We start from the raw sequence: 15,032 nt of genomic DNA on the forward strand, positions 1-15,032 counted from the left end.
TTCACGCCGCCCCGCTCTAGACGGCGGCGAGTTGTTCGCCGGCGCTCTCGGCGCGCTTCGGCTTTTTCGGCTTCGAAGGCACGAACAGCGAGACCGCGACAAGACCCGCGGTGTCGGCGACGGCCGGATCACGCGAGACCATGGCTGCTACGATCGCGCCGTCCATCAGCAGACCGAGCTGATGCGCCAGCATATGCGGCTCGGCTGCGCCCATCTCGCCGGCGAGCTTCTCGATATAGCCGAGAACGACCTTCTTGTGCCGCATCGCAATCGCGCGAAGTTGTTTCTGATCCTTGTCGTGTTCGCCGACGGCGTTGATGAAGGGACAGCCGTAGAAGCGTTCCTGACGGAACCAGTCTTTCAGGGCCGGGAAAATCCGCGCGAGTTTCGCTTGCGGGCTGCCGCCGCCGGCCTCGACAGCGCCGATGAACCATTCACGCCACTGCTTGCCTTCGGTCTCGAGCACGACGTGCACGAGGTTGTTCTTTGAGCCGAACAATTTGTAGAGCGTGGTCTTCGCGGTTCCAGCCTCGTTGATGATGGCGTCGATACCGGTGGCGTTGATGCCGTTCTTGCAGAACAGATACGTCGCTGCACTCAGCAAGCGCCCGCGCGCGGACTCGTCATCGCCGGCGTCGTGAGGACCGGCTGCGCGTTTCTTTGAAGATGACTTTCCCATGGCCTCACTTAATCCGACTGGCCCGTCCGGTTCAAGTTGCATCTTGGCTGCGCGCAAATTGATCGCAACGGACGCGCAGATGCATCGCGATTGGGCAGAAGGCTACTGATCGGTTTCCAGGCAGATTCGGCTAAGCGGCTTTACGGCTTCGCGTTTTCCCTCGCGCCTCTTCTGGCACGCTTCGTGCAGTAAACAGACCGTTCGGTATCCTCGCGCCCATGGAGAAAACAAATGACCGCGGCCGCTCCAAAAACAGTGCTCACAGGTTGCCTCGCCCCCATCGACAGGAACGGGTTGGAACAACTCATCGTCAACGGCAAGGCGAACCCGAAGGTCATCAAGACCTTGAAATGCAAGACGGTCGCCGAAGGCAAGTTCCGTCATGCCAACTACATCCGCAACCTTGCACCTTATATCGTCGACGAACCGCCGGGCCTTCTCGGCGACGATACCGCGCCGAACCCCTCCGAGGCTTCGCTCGCGGCGCTCGGTTCCTGCCTTGCCGTCGGCCTGCATGCCAATGCCGTGCATCGCGGCTGGACCGTGAACAAGCTCGAACTGGAACTCGAGGGCGATCTCAACATCACTGCCGTCTGGGGCACCGGTGACGTCAGCGAGAAGCCGGTCGGCTTTACGGATGTTCGGGTCAAGGTCGACATGGAATGCGAAGGCGTTCCGAAGTGCGAGATCGATGCGCTCGTCGACCACGTCAAGAAGTGGTCACCGGTCGCCAACACCTTCACTCGCCCGGTCAATCTGGAGGTCAGCGCGTCTTGAGAGCGTGGTCCGGAAAAGTGGGCACCGGTCCCTTGCGACAAACGCGGAAGCGTTTGCGGGAGATCACGCTCAAGCAAAAAGATAGAGCGAGATGACGATCTAACGACAGCACGTCTCGCTCTAGAGATTTGGCGAAAACCGGCAGAGGTGGAGGGGCTTGTGGGTTCAGTGGCTTTAAACCGGCACGTTATTGAAGACGACTTACCCTCGGCATCGATCGCCGAACAGGTCGCGACGATTGCGCGCAAGAACCTTGGACCCATGGCGGCCGCTATCGACGCCGGCACGGTCTATCCGGACGAACTGCTTCATCGCCTCGGCGATGTCGGCGCCTGGGGCAGCCATGTTCCAAAGAATGGCGCGGCCGATCTGCGCTGCGCCATTCACTCCATCTCCGCCCTCGGTGAAGTGTGCGGCGCGACCGCCTTCATGGCCTGGTGCCAGAACACGCTCGTCTGGTACGCGGCCAATTCGAACAATCCGGCATTGATCGCGAAATTCGGCGACAAGTTTGCGACTGGACAGATACTCGGCGGCACCGGCCTCTCCAACCCGATGAAGAGCTTCTTCGGGATCGAGAAGCTGAAATTGAAGGGACGCAAGGTCGACGGCGGCTACATCGTCAAGGGCGCGCTGCCCTGGGTGTCGAACCTCGGGCCGGGTCATTTCTTTGGCACCATTTTCGAGCGCGAGGACGACGGCGGCCAGGTGATGTTCCTCGCTGATTGTTCCGATCCGGCAATCACCTTGCAGCCGTGCAAGCCGTTCCTCGCCATGGATGGCACCGGTACCTATGGCGTGCAGTTCCGCGAGGTCTTCGTGCCTGACGATCTCATTCTCGCCGATCCGGCGGGTCCGTTCGTGAAGAAAATTCGCGCCGGATTCATCCTGCTACAGGTCGGCATGGCCACCGGGCTGATCCGCGACTGCATCGCCATCATGAACGAGGTCGATCCGCCGCTCGGCCATGTCAATCGATATCTGCCGCAGCAACCGGTCAACTTCCAGGAATTGCTCGCCGAGCTCGAACGTGAAGCGATGGCGCTCGCGGCCGATCCCTACAACGAAGAGGACAGCTACTGGCGCAAGGTGGTCGCGCTTCGGCTGCGCGCGGGTGAAGCGAGCGTCGCGGCCGCGCATGCCGCCATGCTTCATTGCGGCGCGCGGGGCTATCTCATGAGCCACCGCGCCCAGCGCCGGCTTCGTGAATCCTATTTCGTCGCCATCGTTACGCCCGCCACCAAGCAGCTACGGAAGATGCTGGCGGACATGTGAGGTTTTTCGACCCCAACCAAAACTTGCACTTGTAAAAAAGGAGAGGCTGCCATGACGGACGTTCTGATTTCTGCCAGCGAACTCGCCGAACTCACGGGGAAAGAGCCGTGTGTGGTTATCGACACCCGCAATCCCGATGCCTATGCCGCGGGACATCTGCCCAGTGCGGTGAACGTGCATGAGATCTTCACCTTTCTCGCGACCTCGACGCCCGAGGGCATTCACGAGCTGAAGACGAAATTCGCCGACGCGTTCGGCAAGGCTGGGCTTTCCGGCAAGGAAACCGCCGTCATCTACGAACAATCGATGAATTCAGGCTTCGGCCAGTCTTGTCGCGGCTACTACCTCCTCACCATGCTCGGCTATCCCAAGATCAAGGTGCTGCATGGCGGATACGACGCCTGGGTCGGCAAGGGTCTGCCGACCACGACCGCGGTGCCTTCGCCCAAGCCGGCCTCGTTCTCGATCGTGCCCGAAGCCAGTGACATCCTGATCGACGCCAAGACCATGCTGGCCGCCGTCGGCAAGCCCGGCATCGCGCTGCTCGACGTGCGCGACATCGATGAGTGGATCGGCGAAAGCTCTTCGCCCTATGGCAAGGATTTCTGCCCGCGCAAGGGCCGCATCCCCGGCGCAGTCTGGCTCGAATGGTACCGCATGATGAAGCCGACCGCCGAAGGGCCGCGCTTCAAGTCGAAGAACGAAATCCTGGCCGAATGCGCCACCGTCGGCATCACCCAGAGCACCCCGGTCTACCTTTACTGCTTCAAGGGCGCGCGGGCTTCGAACACTTTCCTGGCGCTGAAGAACGCCGGCGTGAAGGATGTGCGGATGTATTTCGGCTCCTGGAACGAATGGTCGCGCGACCCCTCGCTGCCGATCGAGGAAGGCCTGCCGATCGAGTCCAAGCTGACCGAAAAGGCGGCATAGAACCTGCATGTTTTTTCATCGCCCGGCCGTATCCGCGGCCGGGCGATGAACTTGATGGTGTGGCGGGATGCCGCACCTTTCAAAGCGCCAGGAAATGCAGGCATGTCCACCTTTGACGATCCCTTCGATTCCGACCGTCCGCTGTCACTGACCGGCTGCGCGTGCGGCCAGCACCGCTCTAACGCCGAACACGATCACGCGGCGCTTGCCCTGCGATGTGAGCCGGTCGGGGGCCAGGAGACGAGCCAAGAGACAAGCGAACAAAAACGTTATGAGAGCGTCGTTGCGTCAGCGGTGATGCGCGCGATGTTTCCGAAAGATGCCGCGCGCCGGGCGTTCCTGAAATCGGTTGGCGCCGCTACGGCGCTTGCCGCGATCTCGCAATTCTTCCCGCTGAAGACGGCGACCGAAGCGTTTGCCGACGCGGGCACGCCGGAGAAGAAGGACCTCAAGGTCGGCTTCATCCCGATCACCTGTGCAACGCCGATCATCATGGCGGCGCCGCTCGGCTTCTATGCCAAGCACGGTTTGAACGTCGAAGTGGTCAAGACCGCCGGCTGGGCCGTGGTCCGCGATAAGACCATCAATAAGGAATACGACGCCGCCCACATGCTGGCGCCGATGCCGATCGCAATTTCACTGGGGCTAGGCGCGCAGGCGATTCCTTTTGCGGTGCCTGCGATCGAGAACATCAACGGTCAGGGCATTACGCTGGCGATCAAGCACAGGGACAAGCGCGATCCGAAGGAATGGAAGGGCATGAAGTTCGCCATTCCCTTCGACTACTCCATGCACAATTATCTGTTGCGCTATTATCTCGCCGAACACGGACTCGATCCCGATATCGACGTGCAGCTTCGCTCGGTGCCGCCGCCGGAAATGGTCGCCAACCTCCGCGCCGAGAACATCGACGGCTTCCTTGCGCCCGACAATATCTGCCAGCGCGCGATCTATGACGGCGTCGGCTTCATGCACATCCTGTCCAAGGAGATCTGGGACGGTCATCCCTGTTGTAGCTTCGCGGCCAGCCGGGAATTCATCACGACGTCGCCGAACAGCTTCACCGCGCTGACGCGCGCTATTCTGGACGCGACCGCCTACGCCTCGAAAGCGGAGAACCGCAAGCAGATCGCGGAGGCGATTGCGCCGGCCAACTACATCAATGCGCCGGTCACGGTGCTGGAGCAGGTGCTGACCGGGACCTATGCCGACGGGCTGGGGGGCATCAAGACTGATCCCAGGCGCGTCGATTTCGACCCGTTCCCGTGGCAGTCCTTCGCGGTCTGGATGCTGACGCAGATGAAGCGCTGGGGCCAGATCAAGGGCGATGTCGATTACAAAGTAATCGCCGAGCAGGTTTACCTCGCGACCGACACCCGCAAGACGATGACGGAAATGGGCATGGCGCCGCCGGCCGTCGCCTACAAGTCCTTTGCGGTGATGGGCAAGACCTTCGATCCGGCAACCCCGGAGGACTATCTCAACAGCTTCAAGATCAGGAAGTCGTCGTGAGCAGATCGGCTTGCGTGTCCCGGACGCGATGCAGCGCGCAGCACACCGTGCGTAGCGATGCCTCGCAGAGCCGGGGTCCAATAGGACATGATAGGTTCCGGTTCAGCAGCGCACCACTTCGCCCAGCTTCGTGCTGCGCAGCGCCCGGGACACGGGACGCGTGGAGGATTGAATGACCTTATCCCTCCGCCTCCGTGCCGCGATCATTTCGGTCGCGCTGTTTTTAGCTTTCATTGGCGCCTGGCATCTGGCGACCCGCTCTAACGCCGCGGTCGGCACTATGAGTCCGGAATACGCCAAGCTGATGGGGCTAACCGCAACGCAGGGCAAATCGGCGATGCCGGGCCCGTTCGAGGTCGGCGCCAAGCTGTGGGAGCACCTCGAGCGGCCGTTCTACGATAACGGCCCGAACGACAAGGGGCTCGGTATCCAGCTCGGCTACTCGATCGCGCGCGTCGGTCTCGGCTACCTTCTGGCCGTGCTCGTCGCGATTCCGCTCGGCTTCCTGATCGGCATGTCGCCTTTGATAAGCCAGGCGCTCGATCCGTTCATCCAGGTGTTGAAACCGATCTCGCCGCTCGCTTGGATGCCGCTCGCGCTGTACACCATCAAGGATTCCGGCCTGTCCGCGATCTTTGTGATCTTCATCTGCTCGATCTGGCCGATGCTGCTCAATACCGCCTTCGGTGTCGCCGCCGTGCGCAAGGAGTGGATCAATGTCGCGCGTACGCTCGAGGTCGGCACCTTGCGGCGGGCTTTCACCGTGATCCTGCCTGCAGCGGCGCCGACGATTCTGACCGGCATGCGGATTTCGATCGGGATCGCCTGGCTCGTGATCGTCGCGGCCGAGATGCTGGTCGGTGGCACCGGCATCGGCTACTTCGTCTGGAACGAGTGGAACAACCTCTCGATCACCAACGTGATCATCGCCATTCTCCTGATCGGTCTCGTCGGCATGCTGCTCGATCAGATCCTCGCGCGCTTCACCCGCATGGTGACGTTCCCGGAATGATGCGATGACCGACAAATTCATTTCTATCGAGGCGATTGCCAAGCGATACAAGGCGCCTTCCGGTGGCGAAGTCGCGGTGTTCGAAAATCTGTGGCTGTCGATTGAGCGCGGCGAATTCGCGTGTGTGATCGGGCATTCCGGCTGCGGCAAGACCACCGTGCTCAACATTCTCGCCGGGCTCGATACGCCGAGCGAAGGCGCGGTCATCGTCGACGGCGAGGCCATTCAAGGCACGAGCCTCGACCGGGCGGTGATCTTCCAGAGCCATGCGTTGTTGCCGTGGCGCACGGTGATGGGCAACGTCGCCTATGCCGTGACCTCGAAATGGCGCGACTGGGACCGCGCCAAGGCGAGGGCGCACGCGCAGACATTCATCGATCTCGTGGGTCTCACCGGTTCGGAGCACAAGCGCCCTTCTGAGCTTTCCGGCGGCATGAAGCAGCGCGTCGGGATTGCGCGCGCGCTCTCGATCACGCCGAAGATCATGCTGATGGACGAACCGTTCTCGGCGCTCGACGCGTTGACGCGCGGTACCTTGCAGGACGAAGTCCGGCGCATTTGCCTGGAGACCGGGCAGACCGCGTTCATGATCACGCACGATGTCGACGAGGCGATCTATCTCGCCGACAAGATCTTCCTTATGACCAATGGTCCAGGCGCGGTGTTGGCTGAGATTGTCGAGAACCCACTTCCGAAGGATCGCGGCCGAACCGATCTGCATCGGCATCCCTATTACTATGCGGTGCGAAACCACATCGTCGATTTTCTGGTAAGCCGCAGCAAGAGTTTTGCGACCGATACGCCCGATCACGATCCGCGACACGTGCCGGTGGTGCAGATCGCCAAATCGGGCCTCGCGATCGCCGCAAGCTCGGAAGGTTTGCCGGACGCGCCAAAAACGACGACACGGCCGAGCCTGTCGCGGCCGCTCTAGACTGCGGCATGGAAGGTAACTTCCGGCGGCGGCCGAGGATGACAACTTTGCAAAGGGAGTGACACATGAAACGATCTGACCTCACTGAAAAGCTGCTCGACATCAAGCGCGAGAAGGGCTGGACCTGGAAATACATTTGCGAACAGATCGGCGGCTATTCGGAGGTGCTGATCGTCGGCGCCTGCCTCGGCCAGATGAAGCTGACCAAGCCGCAAGCTGCAAATGCGGCCGAACTGTTCGGGCTTTCGAAGTCGGAAACAGCAATGCTTAACGAAGTCCCGATGCGCGGCATACCGATGCCGCCGACCGATCCCCTGATCTATCGCTTCTTTGAACTGGTGATGGTCAACGGCCCGGCTTGGAAAGCGCTGATCGAGGAAGAATATGGCGACGGCATCATGTCGGCTATCGATTTCGACATGGTGATGGAGCGCCTGCCCAATCCGAAAGGCGATCGGGTCAAGTTCACGATGTCGGGCAAGTTCCTGCCGTATAAATATTACGGCGCCAGCGGCAACGTGCCCGAATACGGCTTCAAGGAGGGGTAATGGCCGCGAACGCGTCGCGCAGCTCTTTGATCGGCGCCATTTCCGGGACGAAGGTGAAGGATCCGTTGTCTTTCATCTCTCGGGCGCAGCGCAAGAAAGCCGCGAGCGCGACGCGTGACAGCGCGCCGCCGACGCTGATGCGCTTGACGCCGGCGTCGGAGAGTTGCTCGACGGTCAGCGTCGGATCGGCAAACCCCATCACCAGGTTGAAGGGCTTCTTCAACGCCGACACCACCGTCTTGATGGTGGCGAGATCGTAGAGACCGGGCGCATACAGCACGTCGGCGCCGGCGGCCTCGAACGCCTGAAGACGCTTGATGGTGTCGTCGATATCCTTGCGGCCGTGAAGGAAATTCTCGGAGCGTGCCGTTAGCGTGAAGGGAATTGGCAGCGAGCGCGCAACTTCAACGGCGGCCTGCACGCGCTCCAGCGCCAGCGAAAAATCGTAGATCGGGCTTTGCGGATTTTTGGTCGAATCCTCGATCGAGCCGCCGACGGCGCCGGTTTCCGCGGCGAGCCGGATCGCTTCGGAAGCAAGATTCGGCGTGTCTGCGCCGCAATTCTCGAGGTCGACGCTGACCGGCAGGCCGGTCGCCGCAACAATCTCGCGGGCGTTCCGCAAAATCATCTCGATGCTGACTGTCGCCCGGCCAAGCATGTTGGCAACGCCGAGACTTGTGGTGGCCAGTGCCTCAAACCCCATTGCGGCAAGCAGCTTTGCCGTGCCGGCGTCCCAGGGGTTCGGGATGATGAATGTGCCGGGCCGCTCATGCAGCGCGCGAAACAGTTGTGCATTTTCGAGTTGACTTCGCATGTCGCCTTCGTCCTCGCCGATTCCTGTTGTCAGTGACGGATAGAACGCTTCGCTTCATCAGACAAATTTGTTATTTCTCTTTCTCTCATTCGTTTTTTGCATGGAGAGGAAAGTGGACAGCGAGGCGCTCAGCACCTTCTTGACGATTTACCGAAGCGGCGGTGTCTCCAACGCCGCGAAAATCCTGCACCGCTCGCAACCCGCAATCTCGCGCCGCATCGCACTGCTGGAAGACGAACTCGGCGTGCCCTTGTTCGAGCGCATCGCGGGCCGCACGGTGCTCAGCGATGCCGGCCGGGTGATGGTGCCCTATGCCGAGCGAGCGGTTGCGGCGACCCGGGATGCGGAAAATGCGGTTCGCTCGCTGGTCCGCTCGAATTCCGGTCCGGTAGCGCTGGCGGTGGTTGGAACGCTGGCGGGAGGCGGTCTTGCCACCATCATGAAACGCTTCACCCGCGAGCACCCCGATGTCGCTCTCACCCTGCGGACCGCCCGCAGCGCGGAAGTCAGCGATCTGATCCGGCGCGGCGAAGCGACGATTGGCCTTCGGTATGATTTCGACCGGTCGACCGATCTCGACCATGAGCGGCTCTTTGCCGAACGGCTTCAGGTCGTGTGCGCGCCCGATCATCCGCGTGCCAGCGGCCGCACCAGGAAATTGGCCGAACTCCGCAACGAGCGTTGGATCGCCTTTCCCGAAGTGCCCGGTCGCCGCGAAATCACGGCTTCGCATGTGTTCGCCCTGTTCCAGACCCACGGGCTGGGGGAGATCGACTGGACACCGGTCGACAGCCTGACCGCCCAAAGGCGCCTGATCGAATCCGGCTTCGGGATCGCGCTGCTCGCGCAAAGCATGGTGGCAGACGAACTCAAGGCATCCAATATCGCAACGATCGACGTTGGCGATCTCTCCGCCAGTCACGACATCGTGGCCGTAACGCGCCGGGGCGGATTCCTCAGTGCTGCGTCGCGTCATCTTCTTGATATGATCCGCGCGCATTACTCGGCGGACAAGATCGCAACCGTCAAGCGTGCGCGCGGTCAGGTGGCGAAACGGCAAATGGCATCGCCTCGTGCCCGCCGCGGATGCGCGACCTGTTCCACTGGGTAATTCGCCGTGAAGCGGAACGCGCGATTGCAACGCATGTGCTTCGCTAATTTGCAATCCGGGGTTGCTAAGACGTCTCTCGTGAACCGTTTTCGATCCCGGAGTATTCAATGGCTTCCCTTAAAAGCGCGCTTGTTGTGAGCGTGGCCCTGTTGCTAGCTTCCCCGGTCGTCGCGCAGAATCGGATTATTGTCGAGCAGGGAAATAATCCTCCGCGCCAGGAAAACATGGTGCGCGTTCAGAACAACATCACTTTTTTCATCCCCGGGCCGACAGGTGATGGCGACGAAGCGCAAAAGCTGCGCGACAAGGCGCAGCGCTCGGTTTACGAAATGGCCGGTCGTCAATGCGATCTTCTTCGGGAAATTCTCGCCAAGGATTGCCGGATGGAATCGGTCAACGTCAATGTCAACGCCAATAACCGGCAGTTCAATCAGCAGCAGACCGAAGGCCTGAACGTCAACGGCACGATGAGCCTGCAAATTACCCTGAAATAGGCGCCACCGCGCAAAAACCTCATGATGAGGAGCGCGCTTTAGCGCGCGCCTCGAACCATGGGCTGCGAACCTCATCCTTCGAGACGCGGCCAAGACGCCGGTCCTCAGGATGAGGGACGGCGGTCTGCCTATATTCCGGCCTTCAGCTGGGCGATGGCCTGCGTCAGCAGTTCGCCCATGTGCGAGCCGATCTCGGCCTCCGTAACGCCCTTGGCCGAAAGGTCGTGCCCAAGGCGGGCCATGACCGCCTTGTCGCCGCCTTCGGCAAAAGCGCCCGCGACCGCCTCTCTCGCGTAGGCGGTGGCCGCGTCGCCGGTGATTCCGAGCTTCTCCGCCGCCCACAGGCCGAGCAGGCGGTTGCGCCTCGCCTCCGCCTTGAATTTCAACTCCTCGTCGAGGGCAAATTTCTTCTCAAAGGCTTCCTCGCGTTTGTCGAAGGTGGTCATGGCGAAAGTTCCTCCCGGGCGGCCGTCTGGTCCTGTCGCTGGCGCGTTGCGGCGAGACGCCCTGATACCTAAATAATAGCGTGAATTCAGCGGGTCGCGAGCGCCAAACGATCGAGGTTAATACGGTAAAACTCACCCCTTCCAGGGCCGGATCGATTGTACTGGATAGGCCAATCGGATAGGTTCGATTCTAGGCTCGGTTCTCGTTCCGTTTCTTAGTCCCTGGCCTTCACGGCAGCTCCGTCGTGGGTCGTCCCTCTTGGCATCCGGAGCACACCAAAAGCATGGATTTCAACAACACACGGTACATCCCAATGAGCCGTCGACGCCGCATTTATGAAGGCAAGGCCAAGGTTCTTTATGAGGGTCCGGAGCCGGGAACCCTGATCCAGCACTTCAAGGACGATGCGACCGCGTTCAACAAGCAAAAACACCAGGTGATCGAGGGCAAGGGTGTCCTCAACAACCGGATTTCGGAATACCTGTTCCAGCACCTCAATGACATCGGGGTGCCGACCCACTTCATCCGCCGTCTCAACATGCGCGAGCAACTGATTCGCGAAGTGGAGATTGTGCCGCTCGAAGTCGTGGTGCGGAACGTGGCGGCGGGATCGCTGTCGCAGCGCCTTGGCATCGAGGAAGGGACCCAGTTGCCGCGCTCGATCATCGAGTTCTATTACAAGAACGATCAGCTCAACGACCCCATGGTCTCCGAAGAGCACATCACGGCGTTCGGCTGGGCCACGCCGCAGGAGATCGACGACATCATGGCGCTGGCGATCCGCGTCAACGATTTCCTCACCGGTCTCTTCCTCGGCATCGGTATCCGTCTGGTCGATTTCAAGATGGAATGTGGCCGTCTGTTTGAGAACGAAATGATGCGGATCATCGTCGCCGACGAGATCTCGCCGGATTCCTGCCGGCTGTGGGACATCAAGTCGAACGAGAAACTCGACAAGGATCGTTTCCGCAGGGATCTCGGCGGCCTGCTTGAGGCCTATACCGAAGTGGCCAAACGCCTCGGCATCCTGATGGAAAACGAGCGGCCGGCGGGCTCAGGCCCGGTGCTGGTCAAGGGGTGAGGGCGTTCACGTGAAAGCGCGCGTCACCGTTACTCTGAAGTCCGGCATTCTCGATCCGCAAGGCAAGGCCATCGAAGGCGCGCTGAAGTCGCTCGGCGTCGATGGCGTTGCCAGTGTCCGCCAGGGCAAGGTGTTCGACATCGAGCTTTCCGGCGCCGATAAAGCCAAGGCGGAAGCGGCGTTGAAAGACGCCGCCGACAAGCTGCTCGCCAACACCGTGATCGAGAATTACCGGGTTGAGGTTCTGGGCTAGCGATCGATGAAATCCGCCGTTCTCCTCTTTCCCGGAATCAATCGCGAGCGCGACATGGCGCGCGCGCTGAAGCTTGCCTCCGGCAACGAGACCGCGGTGGTCTGGCACGCCGAGACGTCGCTGCCCGCGGGGACCGACCTCGTTGTCGTGCCCGGCGGATTTTCCTACGGCGATTACCTGCGCTGCGGAGCGATTGCGGCGCGCGCGCCTGTGATGGACGCGGTGCGCGCCTTTGCCGCCAAAGGCGGCCTCGTGCTTGGCGTTTGCAACGGCTTTCAGATTCTCTGCGAAGCAGGGCTGTTGCCCGGCGTCCTCATGCGCAACGCACGGCTCAAGTTCATCTGCAAGGACGTGCATCTGCGGGTCGAGCGTTCGGATACGCCGTTCACCCGCGGTTACAATGCCGGTCAGGTCATTCGGGTGCCGGTCGCCCATGGCGAAGGTAATTACGAGGCCGATGAAGAGACGCTGAAACGCATCGAAGGCGAGGGGCGGGTGCTCTACCGTTATTGCTCGGCGGATGGCGACGTCGGCGAGCCCGCCAATATCAACGGCGCGGCGCATTCGATTGCCGGCATTGTCAGCGAGCGCGGCAACGTGCTCGGCATGATGCCGCATCCGGAAAACCACGTCGAAGACATCATGGGCTGCACCGACGGGCGCGGCCTGTTCGCAGGCCTTGTCGCCCATGTGGAGCGCGCGGCGTGAGCGCTGCGGAAGTGAATTTCCTGATTTTCGGCAATAATCCGTCTACGCATTGCGCTGTGCTCTCTCCCCCCTTGTGGGGGAGAGTTGGAGAGGGGGGTATCGCGAACTCTGGCATTTGTGGCCTACCCCTCTCCCTAACCCTCCCCCACAAGGGGGGAGCGAACAGAGATGCGTTCGGGGCGAGAGCGTCAGCATATGCAAACTAACCAGCCGCAAATCACCCCGGAACTCGTCGCCGCCCACGGTCTCAAGCCCGACGAATATGAGCGCATTCTCAAGCTGATCGGGCGGGTGCCGACGTTCACGGAGCTCGGGATTTTCTCGGCGATGTGGAACGAGCATTGCTCGTACAAATCCTCGCGTATCCATCTGCGCGGCCTGCCAACCAAAGCGCCCTGGGTGATCCAGGGGCCGGGCGAAAATGCCGGCGTCATCGATATCGGCGATGGCCAGGCGGTGGTCTTCAAGATGGAGAGCCACAACCATCCGAGCTATATCGAGCCTTATCAAGGCGCGACCACCGGCGTCGGCGGCATCCTGCGCGATGTCTTCACCATGGGCGCGCGGCCCATTGCGTGTCTCAACGCGCTCTCCTTCGGCGCGCCGGAACATCCCAAGACGCGTCATTTGGTTTCGGGCGTGGTCGCCGGCGTCGGCGGTTATGGCAATTCGTTCGGCGTGCCGACCGTCGGCGGGCAAATGCGTTTCCACACCCGCTACGACGGCAACATCCTGGTCAATGCGATGGCGGTGGGCCTCGCCGACACCGACAAGATTTTCTACGCGGCGGCCTCCGGCGTGAACATGCCGATCGTCTATCTCGGCTCCAAGACGGGGCGCGACGGCATCCACGGCGCCTCGATGGCCTCGGCCGAGTTCGACGACGACTCCGCCGAAAAGCGACCGACGGTGCAGGTCGGCGATCCCTTTGCCGAAAAGCTTCTGCTGGAAGCATGTCTCGAAATCATGGCGGCCGATTGCGTGATCGCGATCCAGGACATGGGTGCGGCGGGGCTGACCTGTTCCGCGGTCGAGATGGGCGCCAAGGGCGATCTCGGCGTCGATCTCGATCTCGATGCCGTGCCGACCCGTGAAACCGGCATGAGCGCCTATGAGATGATGCTCTCGGAAAGCCAGGAGCGCATGCTCATGGTGCTCAAGCCCGAGAAGGAAAAAGAGGCCGAAGCGATCTTCCGCAAATGGGGGCTCGATTTCGCGGTGGTCGGTCACACCACGCCGAGCAAGCGCTTTGTCGTCAAGCACGGCGGCGACGTGATGGCGGACCTGCCGATCAAGGAGCTTGGCGACGAGGCCCCGCTCTACGACCGTCCGCATGTGGCGCAAGACGCCAAACCAGTGATTGCCGCCCGCGAAGTGAAGCCGCCGATGGGCATTTCGGAAGCGTTGCAAAAGCTGATCGCCACGCCTGAGCTGTGTTCGAAACGCTGGGTGTGGGAGCAATACGACCACGTCATCCTCGGCAATACCGTGCAGCGGCCGGGCGGCGATGCCGCCGTGGTGCGCGTAGAGGACGGTCCGAAGGGGCTGGCGCTCACCGTCGATGTCACGCCGCGCTATTGCGAGGCCGATCCGTTTGAGGGCGGCAAGCAGGCGGTCGCCGAAGCCTGGCGCAACATCACCGCCGTTGGCGGACGGCCGCTGGCGATCACCGATAACCTCAATTTCGGCAACCCGGAGCGGCCCGAGATCATGGGCCAGTTCGTTGGCTGCCTGAAAGGCATCTCGGAAGCCTGCCGCGCGCTTGACTTCCCCGTCGTCTCCGGCAACGTCTCGCTCTACAACGAGACCAACGGCCGTGGCATCCTGCCGACGCCCTCGATCGGCGGTGTGGGTCTCCTGGACGATTTCACCAAATCCGCCACGCTCGCGTTCAAGGCCGAGGGCGAGGCCATCCTGTTGATCGGCGACACGCAAGGCTGGCTCGGCCAATCCGTGTATCTGCGCGACATCTGCGGGCGCGAAGAGGGCGCGCCGCCGCCGGTGGACCTTGCGGCCGAAAAGCGCAATGGCGACGTGGTGCGCGGGATGATCCGCGCGGGCACGGCGACCGCGGCGCACGACATTTCCGACGGCGGACTTCTGATCGCGCTCGCCGAGATGGCGATCGCAAGCGGCATCGGCGCGCGGCTGCTGGCCGCGCCCGGCTCGATCGTGCCGCATGCGTTCTGGTTCGGCGAGGACCAGGCGCGCTATGTCGTCACCGTCCCTGCCGAACAGGCGGGCCTCGTGCTCGCCAAGATGAAGGGCGCAAGCGTGCCTTGCATGCGGATCGGGAGCACGGGCGGAGACGCGATCGCCATTGCCGGCGAGGATCCGGTTTCGGTGGCCGCGCTGCAGGACGGCTTTGAAAGCTGGTTGCCCGCTTATATGGCCGGCAAAGCCCCTCGATAGCGTTTTTGAGCGAAGTGGAAACCGGTTCGCGTGAAGAAAACGCGT

Annotated in this window: 16 protein-coding genes; 13 read left to right on the forward strand and 3 right to left on the reverse strand. The window is 61.7% G+C overall.

Annotated elements, in window-relative coordinates:
- Positions 1-16: 16 nt before the first annotated feature.
- Positions 17-679, reverse strand: coding sequence for a TetR/AcrR family transcriptional regulator (locus ABSE61_RS19285; RefSeq protein WP_423872727.1), 663 nt, complete (start codon positions 677-679; stop codon positions 17-19).
- Positions 680-910: 231 nt separating this feature from the next.
- On the opposite strand from ABSE61_RS19285, the gene ABSE61_RS19290 reads away from it, so the two are divergent.
- The 7 genes from ABSE61_RS19290 (at position 911) to cynS (ending at position 7,667) form a co-directional block, all read left to right on the forward strand.
- On the forward strand, positions 911-1,456 hold the full coding sequence (locus ABSE61_RS19290) for an OsmC family protein (protein WP_423872728.1): 546 nt from the start codon (positions 911-913) through the stop codon (positions 1,454-1,456).
- Positions 1,457-1,615: 159 nt separating this feature from the next.
- Positions 1,616-2,731 carry an acyl-CoA dehydrogenase family protein gene (locus tag ABSE61_RS19295; RefSeq protein ID WP_423872729.1) on the forward strand — a complete coding sequence of 372 codons (1,116 nt, stop codon included), beginning with the start codon at positions 1,616-1,618 and terminating at the stop codon, positions 2,729-2,731.
- 51 nt (positions 2,732-2,782) lie between these two features.
- Positions 2,783-3,661, forward strand: a complete 879-nt coding sequence (locus tag ABSE61_RS19300; protein WP_423872730.1) for a sulfurtransferase — start codon at positions 2,783-2,785, stop codon at positions 3,659-3,661.
- Between the two features lie 102 nt (positions 3,662-3,763).
- Positions 3,764-5,173: a CmpA/NrtA family ABC transporter substrate-binding protein gene (locus ABSE61_RS19305; RefSeq protein ID WP_423872731.1), complete on the forward strand. Its 1,410-nt coding sequence runs from the start codon at positions 3,764-3,766 to the stop codon at positions 5,171-5,173.
- A 172-nt stretch (positions 5,174-5,345) separates the two neighbouring features.
- Positions 5,346-6,185, forward strand: a complete 840-nt coding sequence (ntrB, locus tag ABSE61_RS19310; protein WP_423872732.1) for a nitrate ABC transporter permease — start codon at positions 5,346-5,348, stop codon at positions 6,183-6,185.
- A 4-nt stretch (positions 6,186-6,189) separates the two neighbouring features.
- On the forward strand, positions 6,190-7,119 hold the full coding sequence (locus tag ABSE61_RS19315; protein WP_423872733.1) for an ABC transporter ATP-binding protein: 930 nt from the start codon (positions 6,190-6,192) through the stop codon (positions 7,117-7,119).
- 65 nt (positions 7,120-7,184) lie between these two features.
- Complete coding sequence (gene cynS / locus ABSE61_RS19320) at positions 7,185-7,667, forward strand: cyanase (RefSeq protein ID WP_423872734.1); 483 nt, start codon at positions 7,185-7,187, stop codon at positions 7,665-7,667.
- Here the strand turns inward: cynS and ABSE61_RS19325 are convergent.
- Entirely contained in the window at positions 7,654-8,481 is an 828-nt protein-coding gene (locus ABSE61_RS19325; RefSeq protein ID WP_423872735.1) for an isocitrate lyase/PEP mutase family protein, read from the reverse strand. The genes cynS and ABSE61_RS19325 overlap by 14 nt on opposite strands.
- A 112-nt stretch (positions 8,482-8,593) precedes the next feature.
- Here ABSE61_RS19325 and ABSE61_RS19330 point away from each other — a divergent pair, with 112 nt between their 5' ends.
- Both ABSE61_RS19330 and ABSE61_RS19335 read left to right on the forward strand, forming a co-directional pair.
- Positions 8,594-9,592, forward strand: coding sequence for a LysR family transcriptional regulator (locus ABSE61_RS19330; RefSeq protein WP_423872736.1), 999 nt, complete (start codon positions 8,594-8,596; stop codon positions 9,590-9,592).
- A 134-nt stretch (positions 9,593-9,726) separates the two neighbouring features.
- Entirely contained in the window at positions 9,727-10,086 is a 360-nt protein-coding gene (locus tag ABSE61_RS19335; RefSeq protein WP_423872737.1) for a hypothetical protein, read from the forward strand.
- A gap of 128 nt (positions 10,087-10,214) precedes the next feature.
- On the opposite strand, the gene ABSE61_RS19340 is transcribed toward ABSE61_RS19335, so the two are convergent.
- The gene (locus tag ABSE61_RS19340; RefSeq protein ID WP_423872738.1) at positions 10,215-10,532 is read right to left on the reverse strand and encodes a DUF1476 domain-containing protein; all 318 of its coding nucleotides are present in this window, start codon (positions 10,530-10,532) and stop codon (positions 10,215-10,217) included.
- A 314-nt stretch (positions 10,533-10,846) separates the two neighbouring features.
- Between ABSE61_RS19340 and purC the strand changes: the two genes are divergently transcribed.
- From purC to purL, 4 genes are all read left to right on the forward strand, one after another.
- Positions 10,847-11,614, forward strand: coding sequence for a phosphoribosylaminoimidazolesuccinocarboxamide synthase (purC, locus tag ABSE61_RS19345; RefSeq protein ID WP_156898738.1), 768 nt, complete (start codon positions 10,847-10,849; stop codon positions 11,612-11,614).
- 10 nt (positions 11,615-11,624) lie between these two features.
- Positions 11,625-11,867: a phosphoribosylformylglycinamidine synthase subunit PurS gene (gene purS / locus ABSE61_RS19350; protein WP_334516485.1), complete on the forward strand. Its 243-nt coding sequence runs from the start codon at positions 11,625-11,627 to the stop codon at positions 11,865-11,867.
- A gap of 6 nt (positions 11,868-11,873) precedes the next feature.
- Positions 11,874-12,575, forward strand: a complete 702-nt coding sequence (gene purQ, locus ABSE61_RS19355) for a phosphoribosylformylglycinamidine synthase subunit PurQ (protein ID WP_423872739.1) — start codon at positions 11,874-11,876, stop codon at positions 12,573-12,575.
- A gap of 195 nt (positions 12,576-12,770) precedes the next feature.
- Entirely contained in the window at positions 12,771-14,987 is a 2,217-nt protein-coding gene (purL, locus tag ABSE61_RS19360; RefSeq protein ID WP_423872802.1) for a phosphoribosylformylglycinamidine synthase subunit PurL, read from the forward strand.
- Positions 14,988-15,032: the final 45 nt, after the last annotated feature.

Origin of the sequence: Bradyrhizobium sp. (assembly GCF_049519115.1) — a bacterium.
Classification (GTDB): Bacteria; Pseudomonadota; Alphaproteobacteria; order Rhizobiales; family Xanthobacteraceae; genus Bradyrhizobium.

Bases quoted from the DNA above. Each gene is read 5' to 3' on its own strand.
- ABSE61_RS19285 (WP_423872727.1), bottom strand. From the start codon at position 679: ATGGGAAAGTCATCTTCAAAGAAACGCGCAGCCGGTCCTCACGACGCC.
- ABSE61_RS19290 (WP_423872728.1), top strand. From the start codon at position 911: ATGACCGCGGCCGCTCCAAAAACAGTGCTCACAGGTTGCCTCGCCCCC.
- ABSE61_RS19300 (WP_423872730.1), top strand. From the start codon at position 2,783: ATGACGGACGTTCTGATTTCTGCCAGCGAACTCGCCGAACTCACGGGG.
- ABSE61_RS19305 (WP_423872731.1), top strand. From the start codon at position 3,764: ATGTCCACCTTTGACGATCCCTTCGATTCCGACCGTCCGCTGTCACTG.
- ntrB (WP_423872732.1), top strand. From the start codon at position 5,346: ATGACCTTATCCCTCCGCCTCCGTGCCGCGATCATTTCGGTCGCGCTG.
- ABSE61_RS19315 (WP_423872733.1), top strand. From the start codon at position 6,190: ATGACCGACAAATTCATTTCTATCGAGGCGATTGCCAAGCGATACAAG.
- cynS (WP_423872734.1), top strand. From the start codon at position 7,185: ATGAAACGATCTGACCTCACTGAAAAGCTGCTCGACATCAAGCGCGAG.
- ABSE61_RS19325 (WP_423872735.1), bottom strand. From the start codon at position 8,481: ATGCGAAGTCAACTCGAAAATGCACAACTGTTTCGCGCGCTGCATGAG.
- ABSE61_RS19340 (WP_423872738.1), bottom strand. From the start codon at position 10,532: ATGACCACCTTCGACAAACGCGAGGAAGCCTTTGAGAAGAAATTTGCC.
- purC (WP_156898738.1), top strand. From the start codon at position 10,847: ATGAGCCGTCGACGCCGCATTTATGAAGGCAAGGCCAAGGTTCTTTAT.
- purQ (WP_423872739.1), top strand. From the start codon at position 11,874: ATGAAATCCGCCGTTCTCCTCTTTCCCGGAATCAATCGCGAGCGCGAC.
- purL (WP_423872802.1), top strand. From the start codon at position 12,771: ATGCAAACTAACCAGCCGCAAATCACCCCGGAACTCGTCGCCGCCCAC.